This is a genomic window from Stutzerimonas kunmingensis, assembly GCF_002929225.1.
Lineage (GTDB): Bacteria > Pseudomonadota > Gammaproteobacteria > Pseudomonadales > Pseudomonadaceae > Stutzerimonas.
The window spans coordinates 524,678-543,029 of record NZ_PISM01000018.1 but is presented as its reverse complement, the minus strand read 5'-3'; the positions used below and the strand labels follow the sequence as shown (position 1 = coordinate 543,029).

Annotated in this window: 16 protein-coding genes; 7 read left to right on the top strand and 9 right to left on the bottom strand. The window is 64.7% G+C overall.

Features of this window, described 5'->3' with window-relative positions; all coding sequences use genetic code 11:
• Position 1 precedes the first annotated feature (1 nt).
• Together CW305_RS13135 and CW305_RS13130 are read right to left on the bottom strand one after the other, a co-directional pair.
• Positions 2-1,207, bottom strand: a complete 1,206-nt coding sequence (locus CW305_RS13135; RefSeq protein ID WP_044314421.1) for an ABC transporter substrate-binding protein — start codon at positions 1,205-1,207, stop codon at positions 2-4.
• Between the two features lie 394 nt (positions 1,208-1,601).
• Positions 1,602-2,414, bottom strand: coding sequence for a universal stress protein (locus CW305_RS13130; RefSeq protein ID WP_023444548.1), 813 nt, complete (start codon positions 2,412-2,414; stop codon positions 1,602-1,604).
• Between the two features lie 179 nt (positions 2,415-2,593).
• Here CW305_RS13130 and CW305_RS13125 point away from each other — a divergent pair, with 179 nt between their 5' ends.
• Positions 2,594-3,502, top strand: a complete 909-nt coding sequence (locus CW305_RS13125; protein WP_023444549.1) for a response regulator — start codon at positions 2,594-2,596, stop codon at positions 3,500-3,502.
• Positions 3,503-3,646: 144 nt separating this feature from the next.
• Positions 3,647-4,543, top strand: coding sequence for a peptidoglycan DD-metalloendopeptidase family protein (locus CW305_RS13120; RefSeq protein WP_023444550.1), 897 nt, complete (start codon positions 3,647-3,649; stop codon positions 4,541-4,543).
• Between the two features lie 52 nt (positions 4,544-4,595).
• On the opposite strand, the gene CW305_RS13115 is transcribed toward CW305_RS13120, so the two are convergent.
• The 7 genes from CW305_RS13115 to glcC all read right to left on the bottom strand — a co-directional run bounded on the left by CW305_RS13115 (position 4,596) and on the right by glcC (position 11,535).
• Positions 4,596-5,357, bottom strand: a complete 762-nt coding sequence (locus CW305_RS13115) for an outer membrane beta-barrel protein (protein WP_042927857.1) — start codon at positions 5,355-5,357, stop codon at positions 4,596-4,598.
• A 191-nt stretch (positions 5,358-5,548) separates the two neighbouring features.
• A complete protein-coding gene (locus CW305_RS13110) occupies positions 5,549-6,892 on the bottom strand; it encodes a hemolysin family protein (RefSeq protein ID WP_023444552.1) in 1,344 nt (447 codons plus the stop codon).
• Positions 6,893-6,990: 98 nt separating this feature from the next.
• Positions 6,991-8,292, bottom strand: a complete 1,302-nt coding sequence (gene phoR / locus CW305_RS13105) for a phosphate regulon sensor histidine kinase PhoR (RefSeq protein WP_044314423.1) — start codon at positions 8,290-8,292, stop codon at positions 6,991-6,993.
• A 68-nt stretch (positions 8,293-8,360) separates the two neighbouring features.
• Positions 8,361-9,050: a phosphate regulon transcriptional regulator PhoB gene (gene phoB / locus CW305_RS13100; RefSeq protein WP_003283304.1), complete on the bottom strand. Its 690-nt coding sequence runs from the start codon at positions 9,048-9,050 to the stop codon at positions 8,361-8,363.
• A gap of 120 nt (positions 9,051-9,170) precedes the next feature.
• Entirely contained in the window at positions 9,171-10,064 is an 894-nt protein-coding gene (gene ubiA, locus CW305_RS13095) for a 4-hydroxybenzoate octaprenyltransferase (protein ID WP_023444555.1), read from the bottom strand.
• Positions 10,065-10,107: 43 nt separating this feature from the next.
• Positions 10,108-10,647 (bottom strand): chorismate--pyruvate lyase family protein, encoded by a 540-nt coding sequence (locus CW305_RS13090; protein ID WP_003297912.1) that lies wholly within the window; start codon positions 10,645-10,647, stop codon positions 10,108-10,110.
• Between the two features lie 114 nt (positions 10,648-10,761).
• Positions 10,762-11,535 (bottom strand): transcriptional regulator GlcC, encoded by a 774-nt coding sequence (gene glcC / locus CW305_RS13085; RefSeq protein WP_041015224.1) that lies wholly within the window; start codon positions 11,533-11,535, stop codon positions 10,762-10,764.
• Positions 11,536-11,772: 237 nt separating this feature from the next.
• Here glcC and glcD point away from each other — a divergent pair, with 237 nt between their 5' ends.
• The 5 genes from glcD (at position 11,773) to CW305_RS13060 (ending at position 18,231) form a co-directional block, all read left to right on the top strand.
• Positions 11,773-13,272 carry a glycolate oxidase subunit GlcD gene (gene glcD, locus CW305_RS13080; protein WP_042927862.1) on the top strand — a complete coding sequence of 500 codons (1,500 nt, stop codon included), beginning with the start codon at positions 11,773-11,775 and terminating at the stop codon, positions 13,270-13,272.
• Positions 13,272-14,333 (top strand): glycolate oxidase subunit GlcE, encoded by a 1,062-nt coding sequence (glcE, locus tag CW305_RS13075; RefSeq protein ID WP_104098088.1) that lies wholly within the window; start codon positions 13,272-13,274, stop codon positions 14,331-14,333. Before glcD ends, glcE begins: the two co-directional genes overlap by 1 nt.
• A gap of 1 nt (position 14,334) precedes the next feature.
• Positions 14,335-15,552 carry a glycolate oxidase subunit GlcF gene (gene glcF / locus CW305_RS13070; protein ID WP_104098087.1) on the top strand — a complete coding sequence of 406 codons (1,218 nt, stop codon included), beginning with the start codon at positions 14,335-14,337 and terminating at the stop codon, positions 15,550-15,552.
• Positions 15,553-15,625: 73 nt separating this feature from the next.
• Positions 15,626-16,030 (top strand): heme-binding protein, encoded by a 405-nt coding sequence (locus CW305_RS13065; RefSeq protein WP_015278494.1) that lies wholly within the window; start codon positions 15,626-15,628, stop codon positions 16,028-16,030.
• Positions 16,031-16,050: 20 nt separating this feature from the next.
• On the top strand, positions 16,051-18,231 hold the full coding sequence (locus CW305_RS13060; RefSeq protein WP_104098086.1) for a malate synthase G: 2,181 nt from the start codon (positions 16,051-16,053) through the stop codon (positions 18,229-18,231).
• Positions 18,232-18,352 lie beyond the last annotated feature (121 nt).

Here is an 18,352-nt window from a genome sequence, read left to right as displayed (position 1 = left end):
CTCACTGCCCGACCAGTTCACAGCCGCTATCGGCCGGCTTGATGTAGGCCTCGTCGCCCGGCACCGTGGCCAGCACCTTGTAGTAGTCCCAGGCGCGCTTGCTTTCCTCAGGCTTTTTCACTTCCATCAGGTAGACGTCGCTGATCAGTCGGCCATTGGCGCCTACCTTGGCGTTGCGCGCGAAAACGTCGTCCACCGGCATCTCGTGCATCGCCTTGGCGACCGGCTCGGTGGCGTCGGTGCCGGCCTTCTCGATCGCCTTGAGGTACTGCATGACGCCGGAGTAGGTGCCGGCGTGGACCATGTTCGGCATACGGCCGGTGCGCTTGAAGAAGCGTTCGCCGAACTCGCGGGATTTGTCGTCGCGGTCCCAGTAGAAACTTTCGGTCAGGGTCAGGCCCTGGGCGGCGTCGAGGCCCAGGCCGTGCACTTCGGCGAGGGTAAAGAGCAGCGCGGCGAGGCGCTGGCCGCCGGCGACGATGCCGAACTCGGCGGCCTGCTTGATGCTGTTGGCGGTGTCCAGGCCAGCGTTGGCCAGGCCGATGACCTTGGCGCCGGAGGATTGCGCCTGCAAGAGGAACGACGAGTAATCGGTGCTCGCCAGCGGATGGCGTACCGCGCCCTTGATTTCGCCGCCCTTGGATTTGACGAACTTGCCAGTCTGCTCTTCCAGCGAGTAGCCGAAGGCGTAGTCGGCGGTGAGGAAATACCAGCTGTCGCCACCCTGGGAAACCAGTGCGCCGCCAGTGCCGACCGCCAGCGCATGGGTGTCATAGGCCCAGTGGAAGCCATAGGGTGAGCACTGCTTGCCGGTCAGCTCCGTGGTGGCGGCGCCGGTCACCAGGTTAATCTTCTTCTTGCTCTTGGAAATGCCCTGTACCGCCAGCGCCACCGAGGACGTGGTCAGCTCCATGATCGAGTCGACCTGCTCGCGGTCGTACCACTGCCGCGAGATGTTGGAGGCGATGTCCGGCTTGTTCTGGTGATCGGCGGTGACGATCTCGATGGGCGCGTCGAGTACCTTGCCGCCAAAGTCCTCTGCAGCCATCTTCGCTGCCTCGAACGACCACTTGCCGCCGAAATCGGCATACACGCCGGACTGGTCGTTGAGGATGCCGATCTTCACCTTGCCGTCGGAAATCTCGGCCGAGGCGGGTACGGCGACCACTGCCGTCAGGGTTGCCGCTGCGATTGCTGAAAGCTTCATGCGTATCTCCTTGCACGGTTTGCTCGGCATACGGGTTCGCCCCATGCGAAGCGGTCCGTATGGGCGGGTTAGGGGAAAGCTGGGCAGACGGTCAGGCGCGCAATGCCGTGGATCGCCGGCGGGCTGAATGCAGCGGCCAGGCATTGATGCACGCACGGCGAACGCACTCGTGCGCGGGGCATCACGTCGTCGTGGAAAGTCGCAGAGATGGGAGCTGGAAAGCGGGACCAGAAACGAGTCGAAGCGAGGCTCATGGGCGTCTTCTTCTTATTGTTGTTCTGGCTCTAAACGTAGCAGGGGTTTGCAAGGACGCAACCTGATGGTGGCGTGCCGATCAGTGATGCTGTGCCTGCATGCACCCGAGCCGTCGGGCGCAGGCGGGCAGAGATGCGCTTCAGCGCGCGATCAGGATGTCGCAGGGCGGGTTGTCGATAAACTGCCGGGCGAGGCTGCCAAGCAGAGCGCTGCTCAGTTCACCGCGGCTGTGACTGCCAAGGGCCAGCAGCTGCGGTTGCAGGTCGCGTAGCGCCTCGTCCATGCAATTGTTGCGCTCGCCCTGATGCAGGCTGTAGCTCAGCAGCGCGCCGGTATCCGGCAGCTGCGGCTGGATATCTTCGATCAGCTGGTCGAACAGCTCCTGCTGCAGCGACAGACCTTCGTAATCGGGGCCGTGTACTTCGGCCATCTCGTCGATGTGCAGAGCGTGCAGCTCGGCACCTTCGCCCAGCAACTCCCAGGCGCAGTGCATGGCGCGCGTGGCGCAGCGGGAGAAATCCAGCGCAGCCACGGCGCGATGATACGGGGCCTCTGCCGGGGTGATAGCCAGCAACAGCGGCGCCCGGCTTTCCAGCATGACGCGCTCCAGCGTGGTGCCGGCGAATCCCTGGCTCGACCCCTTGTGATGGCGGCCCAGCACCAGCAGATCGGCCTCCAGCCCCTCGGCCTGGGTGAGGATCTCCTCCACCGGCTGCCCGCGGCGAATCCAGGGTTCGAGCTGACCCAGCCCGTTCTCCTGCAGGCGTTGCTGCAGGAGTGCGCGTGCCTGCTGTTCGTCGCTCCCGGCGTCGCGCTCGTCGAGTACGTAAAGCAGGCTGATGCGAGCACCGGTCTGGCGCGCCAGGCCGGCGGCACGTTGCAGCGCGAGATCGGCGTCCGGGCTGAGATCGTGGGCGACAAGAATGTGCTGAACCCGATTGTGCTGAAGCATGGGCGGCCTCGCGAAGCTGGCGAAAGGCGCAAGTATGCCGTGGCCGCGGGGGCATGTCCCGCCCGTGACCCGCGTCGCTGGGTTGATCGGGCGCAACAACTTCACGGGCAATGGCCACTCGTGCTTTTGTCGATCCGATCCTGCGGCTATGCTTGCCGGCATTCGAGCAGGAGTTAAGGATGAGCAAGGTCAGTGTGCTGGTGGTGGATGACGCGCCCTTTATCAGGGATCTGGTGAAGAAGGCGCTCCGTAGTCACTTTCCCGGCATTCGCATCGAGGATGCGGTCAACGGGCGCAAGGCCCAGCAAATACTCAGCCGTGAGCGCTTCGACCTGATCCTCTGTGATTGGGAAATGCCGGAGATGTCAGGTCTGGAGCTGCTGACCTGGTGCCGCACGCAGGATGCGCTGAAGACCACGCCGTTCATCATGGTCACCAGCCGTGGCGACAAGGAGAACGTGGTACAGGCCATTCAGGCCGGCGTTTCGGATTTCATCGGCAAGCCGTTTTCCAACGAACAGCTCACCAGCAAGGTACGCAAGGCCCTCGGCCGCGCCGGCAAGCTGGATGCCCTGGCCGCCAGCGCGCCGACGCGAACTCTGGCGACCGGCATGGCCAACGACTCGCTGGCCGCGCTGACGGGCGGCAAGGCCGAGGTGGTACGACCCGCCGCTCCGGCCGCCGACGCCAAGGCCTCGCCGCTGATTCAGCCCAGTGCAGCGCCTGCCAGCGCACCAGCCGGTGCCGCGTCTGGTCGCGGGCAGGGCCAGTTGCGCCTGGCCAACGGCAGTGTCGCCTGCGTGATCAAGGCGCTGAGCCTCAAGGAAGCGCTGCTGGTGGTCAAACGCGGCGAGCAGTTGCCGCAGGTGCTGGAAAGCGCCGTGCTCGATCTCGAGCAGGGCGAGGGCGGTGAGGTCGCCCGTCTCAATGGCTACCTGCATGCCGTCGCCGCGTTCGAACCCAAGCCCGACAGCGAGTGGCTGCAGCTGTCGTTCCGCTTCGTTGATCGCGATCCGCAGAAGATGGACTACCTGTCGCGCCTGATCGCCCGTGGTACCGCGCAGCGGCACTTCGTTCCAGGCGCCTGATTCGACCCGGCCAGGTGACCGTTCGGCGCCTGGCCACGCAGACAAACTGACGAGCATCACACCCCGACGGTCGGTGGCTCGCACAGGTTCTTCGGCACTGCTAGTCTTCCCGCTCCAACACTATAACCACTAGAAACTGCCGTTATGCTGGGGCGCATTCTTCTGTTGCTCGGGCTGCCGCTGCTGGCTACGCCGGCGCTGGCCCTGACCATCTACAAATACACCGACGCCAATGGGGTCGTGACCTACAGCGACCAGGCTGCGCCTGGCGCGCAGGTTTTCGTCTTCAGTGACCGCATGGTGGAAAAGCTCGACACCCAGGTCAAACTGGAAACCCGCAAGCACGCGGCGGGCGAGACGCTGCTGGTGCGTAACGACCTGTTCGCGCCGGTCGATATCGAGCTGAAGCTGGAAAACGTCGTCAATGCCGTCGGCGCACCGGCCAAGCCGATTCGTTGGGTATTGCCGCCGCGCAGTCAGATTCGGCTGGCCACGCTGGCCCCGCGCGATGCCAGCAAGCCACTCAAATACACGCCCAAGCTTCGCCATGCCTTAGGCGATCCGCGCCTGCTGCCCAAACCTTACAAGTATCCGCTGCCATGGCGCGGCGGTCCGTTCCGCCTGACCCAGGGCGCCAACGGCCAGTACAGCCATTTCACGCCGAAGGGCCGCTATGCGGTCGACATCGCCATGCCCGAAGGCACGCCCATCGTCTCCGCGCGCGGCGGCATGGTGGTGAAGATCGAGAACGAGCAGAGCGGGCGGGGCAACAATCCGGCCGGCAACTTCGTGCGCATCATGCATGACGACGGCACCATGGGCGTCTACCTGCACCTGATGAAAGGGTCGGTAGCGGTGCGCGAGGGACAGCGCGTCGAGAGTGGTACGCGTATCGCGCGTTCCGGCAATACCGGCAACAGCACCGGGCCGCACCTGCACTTCGTGGTGCAGCGCAACGTCGGCCTGGCGATCGAGTCGATTCCCTTCGACTTCTCGCAGCCGGTCAACAGCCTGCCGAATTTCGCCGTGGGGGGTGAGTAGCCGCGCTGGCCGCTCACCGGTCCGTTTATGACAGGTCGGCAATTTCAGCAACTCAGAATGCCAGGCCGACCTTCAAACCGACCTGTTCCTGCTTGAGCTTGCTGTTTTCGGCAAACTCGCTGTCACTGTCGATCTCGTAGCGGGTCTGGGTGTAGTACAGGCTGGTGCTGATTGGCATGTTGTTGATGCCCTTGTTCCACAGCACGCTCAGCTCACCGTAGGGGTTGACCTTGTCCTTGAGGTCGACGGTGTCGCTTTCGCCGCCAACCTTCAGCTTGCTGTCCGCTTCAATGGAATAGCGGGCGCCCACTTCAAGGCGCACGGTGTAGTCGGGCGTCAGGTAGTTGTAGCCGATACCTGCCTTGGCGAATGGCGAGCGGGTGGTCAGCTTGACGTCTTCCTCGAATATGCCGACGCGCACGTCATCCTGCTCGATGCGTCCCCAGTCGTAGCCGCCGCCGACAATCAGGTCGACATAGTTGTTGGTACTCAGGGCTGCGCGCAGGCCCAGGTCGAGATCGGCGCGAGCGGACAGATATTCCACATCGTCTTTTTCACGGTACTGACCTTCGATTCCGGCCTGGTAGATGAAGCCTTCCTGTCCGGTCATCTTGTTGCCGAAGTTGTAGTACAGCCCGCCCTGGTTGAGGCGCTCCTTGTCGCTTTCGTCGTTCACGGTCAGCTTGTACTGATTGTGCGAGCCAATGACGCCGAACGTGGAGATCGGGCCGGTGGCCGATTGAGCGAAAGCCTGGGAGGTGGCTGCCAGGCACAGGGCCAAGGCGGTTGTGGTAGTCAAACCATTGATGCGCATGCGGGAAGCTCCATCGTCATTCGATAAGAAATCGGTGGCGGCTCAAGCGAGCCGCCTATGGCGTGGACTGGCGCTGTCTGAAAATAATTCTGCGTATCACGATGGGCGGTCGTTAATACTTGTAAATCAAGGATTAGCGAGCGGTATGTAAACGAAAAGGTAACTATGGTTGGCCAGCAATGGCGGGCGATCTATCCCGGAAAACGAAGGACCTTGGCCAAGACGATCTTCGGTCCGCGCATCTTCTTGATGACTATCTGCAGGCCATCGACCTGAAGCACTTCGTCTTCATCGGGGACACGTTTCAGCGTCTCGTAAACCAGACCGGCAAGGGTTTCAGCCTCGACGTGATCGAGATCGATCTCCAGCAGGCGCTCCAGCTTGAACAGCGGGGTGTCGCCGCGGACCAGCAGCTTGCCGGGCTGGTAGGCAAGCACGCCGCGTTCGGTCTTGCGATGTTCGTCCTGGATGTCGCCAACCAGCACTTCGAGCACGTCTTCCATGGTCAGGAAGCCAATCACCTTGTGGTCGCCTTCCTCGACCAGTACGAAATGCGCCCCTCCCTGACGAAACTGCTCGAGCAGGCTGGCCAGCGGCATGTGCTTGGACACCCGTTCCAGTGGGCGCAGCAGCTCGTTCAGGCAGAAGTGCTCGGGCAGGTGATCATCGGCGGCCAGCGCCAGCAGCAGATCCTTGATGTGCAGCAAGCCGACGTACTCGCCCTGCTGGTTGTCGTAGACAGGGTAGCGGCTGTACTTGTGGCGGCGAATGACCTCGAGGACCTCGCTCAGCGGCGCATCGTGCTCGAGTTGCAGCAGGTCCTCGCGGGAGTTTGCCCAGTCAACGACTTCCAGCTCGCTCATTTCCACCGCCGAGGCCAGCACCTGGATCTGCTGGTTGCCGGGGTCGCGGGCGCGGTTGGAATGCAGGATCAGCTTGAGCTCGTCGCGGCTGTAGTGATGATCGTGGTGCGCCCCCGGCTCGCCCTGGCCGGCAATGCGGAGAATGGCGTTGGCACTGGCATTGAGCAGGTAGATGGCCGGGTACATCAGCCAGTAGAACAGGTACAGCGGAACGGCCGTCCACAGCGATAGCAGCTCCGGCTTGCGGATCGCCCAAGACTTCGGTGCCAGCTCACCAACCACGATATGCAGGTAGGAAATGATGAAGAAGGCAGTGAAGAAAGCGATGCCGTGCACCAGCGCCTGGGACTGGATGCCGATGCTGGCCAGCAGCGGTTCGAGCAGGTGCGCGAACGCCGGCTCGCCGACCCAACCGAGGCCGAGCGAAGCCAGTGTGATGCCTAGCTGGCAGGCCGAAAGGTAGGCGTCGAGCTGAGCGTGAACGGTGCGCAGAATGTGCCCGCGCCAGCCGTGCCGGCTGGCAATCGCTTCCACCTTGGTGGAGCGCAGCTTGACCATGGCGAACTCGGCGGCAACGAAGAAGCCGTTGAGCAGCACGAGGAACAGGGCAAAGAGAATCAGACCGAAATCGGCGAAATAGGACGAGGCGGCGTAACTGGGGGAGGGGTCCATGAAGGGGTCGGGTAGCCAATGATCGCGACAGGATGGCGGCGGCGGGCCGGCTTTTCAAGCGATGAGCCGGGATTTTTCCGGCTCGCGCTGGCAGCGGGTCAGCGTTCGGACACCTGGCTGTTCTGGAAGTGGCAGGAGAAGCGGCTGCCTTGGCCAGGTGTACTGCTGATATCCAGGCGGCCCTGGTGGCGCAGCAGCACGTGCTTGACGATGGCCAGCCCCAGTCCCGTGCCGCCGGTGCTGCTGGCACGGCTGGAGTCGACGCGGTAGAAACGCTCGGTCAGGCGTGGCAAATGCTTCTGCTCGATGCCGATACCGCTGTCCTCGACACTGAGGTGCGCACCGACCTCGTCGGCCCACCAGCGCACATGCACACTGCCGCCATCGGGTGTGTACTTCACCGCATTGAACACCAGGTTGGAGAAGGCGCTGCGCAGCTCCGTCTCGCTGCCCTTGAGCAGCAGCGCCGGGTCGGCATCGAGGCTGATCAGGTGGCCGCGGCTGCCAGATAGTGCGCGGGCATCGCTGATGATCGATTGCAGCAGCAGGCCCACCGCCACCGGCTGGTTGTCGGTCGGGCGACTGCTGGTTTCCAGACGAGCCAGCAGGAGTAGGTCGTTGAGCAGGTGCTGCATGCGCCCGGCCTGCTGATTCATCTGCTGCAGCGCCCGGAGCCAGCGCGGGTTCACCGCATCGGCGTTTTCCAGCAGGGTTTCCAGATAGCCGGCGATGACGGTGAGCGGCGTGCGCAGCTCGTGGGATACGTTGGCGACGAAGTCTTTGCGCATCTGCTCCAGCTGGTGCAGGCGGGTGACGTCGCGGACCAGCAGCAGGTGCTCGCGGTTGCCGTATCGAGTGATGTTGAACTGCAGGCGAATGCGGTCATCGACGGGAGAGGCCAGCTCCAGCGGCTGGTCATAGTTGCCGCCGTCGAAGTACTCCTTGAAGGCCGGATGACGCACCAGGTTGCCGATCGGGTGACCAGCGTCCTGCGGCTTCTTCAGCCCCAGCAGGCGGTTGGCGGCGGGGTTCCACCATTCCAGATTGCCATCGCTGTCGAGCATGATCACCGCATCCTTGAGTGCGGCGGTAGAGCCCTGGGCGCGATCGATGATGCCTTGCAGTTCGCCGCGCAGGCGCAGGTCGCGGCGCTGCAGCTGGTAGAGGCTATCGAAGATATCGCCCCAGATGCCGGCCGAATCCGGCGGCGCTTCGTCCGGGTCGGCACGCCGCAGCCAGCGCTGCAGGCGCAGCAGCTGGCGCAGGGTCCAGATCAGGTAGCCGGTCAGGCCAAGGACCAGCGCCCAGGCATATTCGCCGGTCAGCAGTCCCAGCAGCAGGCAGCCGCCCAGCAGAAGCAGCAGGCGACGCACGAGGGCTCCTTGCCAGTCCTGATTCAACCGATGCACTCCAGAGAGGTGGCGATGATGGGATGGATGACGCTGGGACGCATGCTCACCCGGCGCGCTCAGCTTTTGCTGGAGAAACGATAACCGGTGCCGCGTACCGTCTGCACCAGGTTCTCGTAGGCCTCACCGAGCGCCTTGCGCAGCCGACGGATATGCACATCGACAGTGCGCTCCTCGACATAGACATTGCCGCCCCAGACCTGATCGAGCAGCTGGCTGCGGGTGTAGGCGCGCTCCTGGTGGGTCATGAAGAATTGCAGCAGACGGTATTCGGTGGGGCCCATTTCGGCCGGTTTGCCGTCGATGGTGACGCGGTGGCTGACCGGGTCGAGCAGCAGGCCACCGATCTCGATCGGCGATTCGCTGTCCACCGGCGTCGCACGGCGCAGCACGGCCTTCAGGCGCGCTACCAGCTCGCGCGGTGAGAAGGGTTTGGTTATGTAGTCGTCGGCGCCGACTTCCAGGCCCTGAATCTTGTTGTCCTCTTCACCCTTGGCGGTAAGCATGATGATTGGCGTGTCTGCGGTCAGCTCGTCACGCTTGAGGCGGCGGGCCAGTTCGATGCCGGAAGTGCCGGGCAGCATCCAGTCAAGCAGGATCAGATCCGGCTTGCGGTCGATGATCAGCGCGTGGGCCTGCTGGGTGTTCTCTGCTTCGAGACAGTCATAGCCGGCCATTTCCAGGGCGACGACGATCATCTCCCGGATCGGCGCCTCGTCATCGACGATCAGTATGCTCTTGCCGTTCATGGTCAAGCCTCGGGTCTGTTCTTGTCGTCCGGCATTAGATAACGGAATTATTGCAGCCATGTGACAGGCAGACGGCAACAGGCTGCCGTGCTCCGGCGCTCTAGCCCGGCGCGCCTGGGCTTAAGCCTTGGTAGCGTAGTCCAGCACGATGCCCGCCAAGATCGCCAGTCCTGCCCAGTGGTTGTGCAGGAACGCCTTGAAGCAGATCTGCGGTTTGCGCGATTGGGTTTTCCAGAACTCCCAGGCGAAGCAGCCGGCGGCGACCACCAGCCCGAGGTGGAACCACTGGCCTAGCTCGAAGCGCACGCCGGCAAGGAGCAGGCAGAACAGCGCCAGGCCCTGCAGGGTGACGATGATGACGCGGTCCGCTTCGCCGAAGAGGATGGCGGTGGACTTGATGCCAATCTTCAGGTCGTCCTCGCGGTCGGCCATGGCGTAGTAGGTGTCGTAGGCCACCGTCCACAGCAGATTGGCAATGAACAACAGCCAGGCCTCGGGCGGCAGGCTGCCGGTCTCCGCGGTGAAGGCCATCGGCATGCCCCAGGAGAAGGCCGCGCCGAGCACCACCTGCGGATAGAAGGTGTAGCGTTTCATGAACGGGTAGCAGGCGGCCAGCGCCAGGGCGCCGAAGGACAGGTAGACGGTGGTCGCGTTGGTCAGCAGCACCAGGCCGAAGCTCAGGCCCACCAGCACGGCGAACAGCGTCCAGGCCTCGCGCGAGCTGATCTTGCCGGTGGCCATGGGGCGCGCCTGGGTGCGTTGCACGTGGCCATCGAAGTTGCGGTCGGCGAAGTCGTTGACCACGCAGCCGGCGGCGCGCATGAGGATCACGCCGGTGACGAAGATGAACAGGTTCTTCGCGTTGGGCACGCCTTCGGCAGCGATCCACAGCGCCCACAGCGTCGGCCATAACAGCAGATAGGTGCCGATGGGCCGGTCCAGGCGCATCAGCTGGATGAAGTCCCAGGCGCGCGGGTGCAGGCGATTGCACGATTGCAGCAGTTTCAGATACATCAACGGCTCTCCTTGGCGGAAGGGGGCATGCAGAGCGGCGCGCTCAGGGCGTGACGGCGGCGGCCTGCCACAGCTCGGGGAGGAACACCTCGGCGACCAGCACGCCGAGCCGATTCTGGCGGAAGCACGAGCGCCGCGCCCAGAGGCCGTCGACACGGCACGCATCCGGTAGCCAGCGCGCGGGGTAATGACAGGCCTCGAGCGTGCCGCGGGCAAAGGGCGGATCGCTGAACAACAGCTCACCCAGGGAACGATTGCCCAGGCGCTGCAGGTCGAGGCCGGAGTCCTCCAGCTGCGCTCGCGCGGCGACGCTGCGGGCGAACACCCAGGGCTGGCCTTGACCGCACAGATAGACCTCACGCACCCAGCCCTCGCTGTCGGCCGGAACGCCAAGCGCGGCGCACTCGTCGGCGCGCAGGGGCTGCCAGGCTTCGTGTAGCGGCGTCACGCTGAAGGCGCCATCGGCCAGCTCGGTCAGGCGGCGGGTGAGCGAGCCCTTGTCGACGTAGAGCCAGTCGTGCAGGGCGGGATCGAGGGGGGAGGGGAGGCGGTCGGCACTTAGCCAGTCATGAATTTCGGACACGGTGCGTCAGAGCTAGCGGAAAAGAGCGGCGAGTCTAGCATGCGACTTGGGCGCGGCACGGGTGCGGGCTGTCCGGCCAGGCTGTAGCCGCGCTCGGTAAACGCTACATACGCCTCAGGTCCAGCCTTCAAGACGCATGGTGGCGCGCACCAGGCGCTGCTCCTCCTGCTCGATCTCCTTGAGGTTGTCGCGAATGCCGTGGATATGGTCGCGTGCCGCACGCTGGGCCTGTTCCGGCAGACGCTCGATCACCGCGTGATAGAGACGCGAGTGCTGGCGGTCGATCTGGCGCTTCTGTGCCGGTCGGTGGTAGAGGTTGTTCACCGAGGCGAAAACCGTGCTGAGCATCAGGTCGGTCAGCGACTGCAGCGTGTGCACCAGCACCGGGTTGTGCGAGGCCTCGCAGATCGCCAGATGAAACGCGTGGTCGAGGCGGGCGTGCTCGCGGGGGTCGGCGCCGTCCTCGCTGGCGTGGGCGGCGAGCATTTCCTCGTAGCGGCGGCCGAGCAGCACGAAATCCGCGTCGGTGCCGCGCAGGGCGGCCAGCCGCGCCGACTCGCTTTCCAGCAGCGCGCGTACTTCCAGCAGGTCGTAGAGCGTGCGTGGTTGCGAGTTGAACAGGTGCATCAGCGGGCTGGCGTCGTGGTTGCCGGACAGTTCGGCGACGAAAGAGCCACGGCCCTGGGACGTTTCGATGATGCCGCGCCCGCGCAGCACCCGCAGGCCCTCGCGCAACGCCGAGCGGGAAATGCCCAGCTTCTCGCACAGGCGGCGTTCCGATGGCAGCGCCTGGCCGACCTTCAATACGCCGTCGACGATCAGCCGTTCGATACGCTCGGCGACGACATCGGCGACTTGACGACGGTCATTGTGGTTTTCGTTCTGCATGTCCTTCGTTCTCTCACTGGTAGGACCAGTTTGGCGGGAGTTTACCCTGAATGCCTGAATACCAGTAGCAGCGCAGTCTGGAGGACTATTCGGTAGTGCCTTTTATCGGGCGACTACAAAAAACTGGTAGGACCAGTTGTCTAGGTCATGGACTGGGGACCATCTTCGACGTTAAAGATGCGTCATTCCACCGCAGTCGTTCGCGCTGGCTGCAACCCACGAGAACCGGAACCTGCCATGAACATTCTCTACGACGAACGCGTCGATGGTGCGTTGCCCAAGGTCGACAAGGCCGCCCTGCTGGCCGAGCTGCAGGCGCAGTTGCCCGACCTGGACATCCTCCACCGCAGCGAAGACCTCAAGCCCTACGAGTGCGATGGGCTGTCCGCCTACCGCACCGCGCCGCTGCTGGTGGTGCTGCCCGAGCGCATTGAGCAGGTCGAGACGCTGCTCAAGCTCTGCCATCAGCGCGGCGTGCCGGTGGTTGCCCGTGGCGCCGGTACCGGCCTGTCTGGCGGCGCGCTGCCACTGGAGCAGGGCATCCTGCTGGTCATGGCGCGTTTCAACAAGATTCTCGAAGTCGACCCGGCTGGGCGCTTCGCTCGGGTCCAGCCCGGCGTGCGCAACCTGGCGATCTCCCAGGCCGCGGCCCCCTATGAGCTGTACTACGCGCCGGACCCTTCGTCGCAGATCGCCTGCTCCATTGGCGGTAACGTCGCCGAGAATGCCGGCGGTGTGCATTGCCTGAAGTACGGCCTGACCGTGCACAACCTGCTCAAGGTGGACATCCTCACCGTCGAAGGCGAGCGCATGACGCTCGGCTCCGACGCCTTGGATTCGCCAGGCTTCGACCTGCTGGCGCTGTTCACCGGCTCCGAAGGCATGCTCGGCATCGTCACCGAGGTGACGGTCAAGCTGCTGCCCAAGCCGCAGGTGGCCAAGGTGCTGCTCGCCGCCTTCGACTCGGTGGAGAAGGCCGGGCGTGCGGTGGGCGACATCATCGCCGCCGGCATCATCCCCGGTGGCCTGGAAATGATGGACAACCTGTCGATCCGCGCTGCTGAAGACTTCATCCATGCCGGCTACCCGGTGGATGCCGAGGCCATCCTGCTCTGCGAGCTGGACGGCGTGGAAGCCGACGTGCACGACGACTGCGCAAGGGTCAGCGAAGTGCTGAAACTGGCCGGCGCCACTGAAGTGCGCCTGGCCAAGGACGAAGCCGAGCGCGTGCGTTTCTGGGCCGGGCGCAAGAACGCCTTCCCGGCGGTCGGGCGCATCTCGCCGGACTACTACTGCATGGACGGCACTATCCCGCGGCGCGAGCTGCCGGGCGTGCTGAAAGGCATTTCCGACCTCTCCGAGCAGTTCGGCCTGCGCGTGGCCAACGTGTTCCATGCCGGCGACGGCAACATGCACCCGCTGATTCTCTTTGATGCCAACCAGCCCGGTGAGCTGGAGCGCGCCGAAGACCTGGGCGGCAAGATCCTCGAACTCTGCGTGAAGGTCGGCGGCAGCATTACCGGCGAACACGGCGTCGGCCGCGAGAAGATCAATCAGATGTGCTCGCAGTTCAACGCCGACGAACTGACGCTGTTCCACGCGGTGAAGGCGGCCTTCGACCCGAGCGGCTTGCTCAATCCGGGCAAGAACATCCCGACCCTGCATCGCTGCGCCGAATTCGGCCGCATGCACATCCACAACGGCCAGCTGCCTTTCCCTGAACTGGAGCGTTTCTGATGTCCGTAATCGCCAACGACGCCAGCGCGCAGTTGCTGGACCAGGTCAACCAGGCACTTGCCGCCAACACGCCGCTGCGCATTCAGGGCAGCGGCAGCAAGAGCTTTCTCGGGCGGCAGGCCGACGGTGTGCTGCTCGATACCCGCGAGCACCGCGGCATCGTCAGCTATGACCCTACCGAGCTCGTGGTCACCGTTCGCGCCGGCACGTCGCTGACGGAGCTGGAAGCCGCGCTGGATGCCGCCGGGCAGATGCTGCCTTGCGAGCCGCCGCACTTCGGCGAAGGTGCCACGGTTGGCGGCATGATCGCCGCCGGGCTGTCCGGCCCGCGTCGCCCGTGGAGCGGTTCGGTGCGTGATTTCGTCCTCGGCTCGCGCGTGATTACCGGCCAGGGCAAGCACCTGCGTTTCGGTGGCGAAGTGATGAAGAATGTCGCTGGCTACGACCTGTCACGTCTGATGGCCGGCAGCTTTGGTTGCCTCGGCGTACTTACTGAAGTCTCGCTCAAGGTGCTGCCCAAGCCACGCCTGTGCACCAGCCTGCGTCTGGAAATCGACCTCGACCGCGCGCTGCTCAAGCTTGCCGAGTGGGGCCAGCAGCCGATCCCGATCAGCGCCGCCAGCCATGACGGCCAGGCGCTGCACCTGCGTCTGGAAGGTGGCGAAGGCTCGGTGGGCGCGGCGCGCGAGCGTATCGGTGGCGAGGGTCTAGACCCCGGCTACTGGAACGACCTGCGCGAACAGCGCCTGGCGTTCTTTGCCGATCCGCGCCCGCTGTGGCGCCTGTCGCTGCCGAACAACACGCCGGTGCTGGCGCTGCCGGGCGATCAGCTGGTGGACTGGGCCGGCGCCCAGCGCTGGCTGAAGTCCGATGCCGACGCGGTGACCATCCGCGGCATCGCCATCGAAGTCGGCGGTCACGCCACCTGCTTCAGCGAAGGCGCCACGACCAATCCGTTCCAGCCGCTGTCGGCACCGCTGTTGCGCTATCACCGCCAGCTCAAGGCAGCGCTGGATCCGCAGGGGATATTCAACCCCGGCCGCATGTATTCCGAGGTCTGATATGCAAACCAATCTGAGCGAAGCGGCCAAGCGGTTGCCGCGCGCCGAGGAAGCCGAAAGCATCCTGCGCTCCTGCGTGCACTGCGGCTTCTGCAATGCCACCTGTCCGACCTACCAGTTGCTGGGCGACGAGCTGGACGGCCCGCGCGGGCGCATCTATCTGATGAAGCAGATGTTCGAAGGCGGCGAGGTGACCGAGAGCACCCAGCTGCACCTGGACCGCTGCCTGACCTGCCGCAACTGCGAGACCACCTGTCCGTCCGGGGTGAAGTACCACAACCTGCTGGACATCGGCCGCGACTTCATCGAGCAGCAGGTGCAGCGCCCGCTGGGCGAGCGCATCGTGCGCGGCGGCCTGCGTACGGTGATCCCGCGTCCCGGCCTGTTCAAGGCTCTGCTGGGCGCCGGCAACGCGCTGAAGCCGCTGATGCCGGCCTCGCTCAAGGATCACCTGCCGCGCGAGATCCGCCCGGCCAAGCCGCGCCCGCAGGTGATGCACAGCCGCCGCGTGCTGATGCTCGAAGGCTGCGTGCAGCCGAGCCTGTCGCCGAGCACCAACGCCGCTGCTGCACGCGTGCTCGACCGCCTGGGCATCAGCGTTAGCCCGGCGCGCGAAGCCGGCTGCTGTGGCGCGGTGGACTACCACCTCAACGCCCAGGATGCCGGTCTGGACCGGGCGCGGCGCAATATCGACGCCTGGTGGCCGGCCATCGAAGCTGGTGCCGAAGCCATCGTGCAGACCGCCAGCGGCTGCGGTGCCTTCGTCAAGGAATACGGTCATCTGCTCAAGGATGACCCGGCCTACGCCGCCAAGGCCGCGCGGGTCAGCGAGCTGGCCAAGGATCTGGTCGAAGTGCTGCGCAGCGCCGAGCTGGAAAAGCTCAATGTGCGCGCCGACAAGCGCATGGCCTTCCATTGCCCGTGCACCCTGCAGCACGCACAGAAGCTCGGCGGCGCGGTCGAAGACGTGCTCACCCGCCTGGGCTACCAGCTCACCGCGGTGCCGGATGCGCACCTGTGCTGTGGCTCGGCGGGTAGCTATTCGATCACCCAGCCGGAGATTTCCCACCAGCTGCGCGACAACAAGCTCAACGCGCTGGAGAGCGGCAAGCCGGAAGTAATCGTCACCGCCAACATCGGCTGCCAGACCCACCTCGATGGTGCCGGGCGTACGCCGGTCAAGCACTGGATCGAAGTGGTCGAAGAATCGATGCAGTAGCAATACCTCATGGTTCTGCCACCCAGTCCGGGCGGCCAATGAACAACCGAATTACGAAGACAGGAGAATCGAGATGAAAAGCAAAGCCGTACTGAGCCAGACCGAAGTCGCCACCATCCTCGCCGCCGCCCGTGCCGAAGCGCAGGCCAACGGCTGGGCCGTGACCATCGTCGTCGCAGACGACGGCGGCCACCCGCTGGCGCTGGAGCGTCTGGACGGCTGTGCGCCGATCGCCTCCTACATCGCCACCGAGAAGGCCCGCAGCTCGGCCCTCGGCCGTCGCGAAACCAAGGGTTACGAAGACATGGTCAACGGCGGCCGCAGCGCCTTCCTCTCCGCGCCGGTGGTCTGCTCGCTGGAAGGCGGCGTGCCGGTAGTGGTTGACGGTCAGGTCATCGGTTCGGTCGGCGTCTCCGGCGTGACCGCCGCGCAGGATGCCCAGATCGCCAAGGCCGGCGTCGCTGCCCTGGCCAACTGAACAGACAAGGAGAACGACTGATGACCGAGCGTGTAACCCTGGGCCGCCTGCAAGTTGCGGCCAATCTGCAGCGTTTCATCGAAGACGAAGTCCTGCCGGGCACCGGTATCGAAGCCGCCGCCTTCTGGCAGGGCCTGGACACTCTGGTCCATGACCTGGCGCCGAAGAACCGCGAGCTGCTTGCCGAGCGCGACCGCATGCAGGTCGAGCTGGACGGCTGGCACAAGGCCAATCCGGGCCCGATCAAGGACATGGCGGCTTACCGCGCCTTCCTCGAATCCATCGGCTACCTGCTGCCGGTGCCGGGTGAGGTGAAGATCGAAACCGCTAACGTCGACAGCGAAATCGCCACCCAGGCCGGTCCGCAGCTGGTGGTGCCGATCATGAACGCCCGCTATGCATTGAACGCCGCCAACGCTCGTTGGGGCTCGCTGTACGACGCGCTCTACGGCACCGACGCCATCTCCGAAGAGGGCGGCGCGCAGAAGGGCCCGGGCTACAACGAAGTCCGTGGCGCCAAGGTCATCGCCTACGCGCGCAACTTCCTCGATCAGGCCGCGCCGCTGGCGCAGGGCAGCCACGCCGACGCTACCGCCTACCGCGTGCAGGATGGCCAACTGAAGGTCACCCTGGAGAACGGCAGCGTCACCGGGCTCCAGCAGCCTGAGAAGTTCGTCGGCTTCCAGGGTGAAGCGGTCGAGCCGAAGGCCGTGCTGCTGAAGAACAACGGCTTGCACGTCGAAATCCAGATCGATCCGAACAGCCCGATCGGCCAGACCGATGCCGCCGGCGTGAAGGACCTGCTGGTCGAATCCGCGGTTTCCACCATCCTCGATTGCGAGGACTCGGTCGCCGCAGTCGACGCCGAAGACAAGGTGCTGGCCTATCGCAACTGGCTGGGCATCGCCCAGGGCACCCTCAGCGAAGAAGTCGCCAAGGGTGGTTCGAGCTTCGTCCGCCGCCTGAACCCGGACCGCGAATACAGCGCGCCCAATGGTGGTGAGCTGAAGCTGCACGGTCGCTCGCTGTTGTTCATCCGCAATGTCGGTCACCTGATGACCAACCCGGCGATCCTGTTGGAAGACGGTCGCGAGATCCCGGAAGGCATCATGGACGGCGTGTTCACCAGCCTGATCGCCAAGCATGACCTCAAGCGTAAGGGCAACTCGCGCACCGGCAGCGTCTACATCGTCAAGCCGAAGATGCACGGGCCGAAGGAAGTCGCCTTCGCCGACGAGCTGTTCGGTCGCGTCGAGGACCTGATCGGTGTGCCTCGCTATACCCTGAAAATGGGCATCATGGACGAGGAGCGCCGTACCAGCGCCAACCTCAAGGCCTGCATCGCGGCCGCCAAGCACCGCGTGGCCTTCATCAATACCGGCTTCCTCGACCGTACCGGCGACGAGATGCACACCTGCATGGAAGCCGGCCCTGTGCTGCGTAAGGGCGACATGAAGTCCACTCCGTGGATCCAGTCCTACGAGCGCAACAACGTGCTGGTCGGCCTGGCCTGTGGCCTGCGCGGCAAGGCGCAGATCGGCAAGGGCATGTGGGCCATGCCGGACCTGATGGCGGCCATGCTCGAGCAGAAGATCGGCCATCCGAAATCCGGTGCCAACACCGCCTGGGTGCCGTCGCCGACCGGCGCCACCCTGCATGCACTGCATTACCACCAGGTGAACGTGCAGGCCGTGCAGAGCGAGCTGGAAAAGATTGATCTGGCCGCCGAGCGCGATCAGCTGCTCAACGACCTGCTGACCATCCCGGTGGTCGCCGAGGACAAGTGGAGCGCTGAGGAGAAGCAGCAGGAGCTGGACAACAACTGCCAGGGCATCCTCGGCTACGTGGTGCGCTGGGTCGAGCAGGGCGTCGGCTGCTCCAAGGTGCCGGACATCCACAACGTCGGCCTGATGGAGGACCGCGCCACCCTGCGTATCTCCAGCCAGCACGTGGCCAACTGGCTGCACCATGGCGTGGTGACCCGCGAGCAGGTGCAGGAAACCCTGGAGCGCATGGCCAAGGTGGTCGACCAGCAGAATGCCGGTGATCCGCTCTATCGCGCCATGTCTGCCGACTACACTCAGTCGGCGGCCTTCCAGGCGGCCTGTGATCTGGTGTTCAAGGGGCGCGAGCAGCCGGCCGGTTATACCGAGCCTCTGCTGCACGCCTGGCGCCAGCGTTTCAAGGCGGCCCAGGGCTGACAGGCAGGATCAGCCGCGTGCTGCCGGAAGCCCGGCGCATGCGGTAAAGGACAGAAGCCCCAGGCGCTCCACGGCGCCCGGGGCTTTCGAGCATGAGCGACGAGGTTTCGGCCTGGTCGCT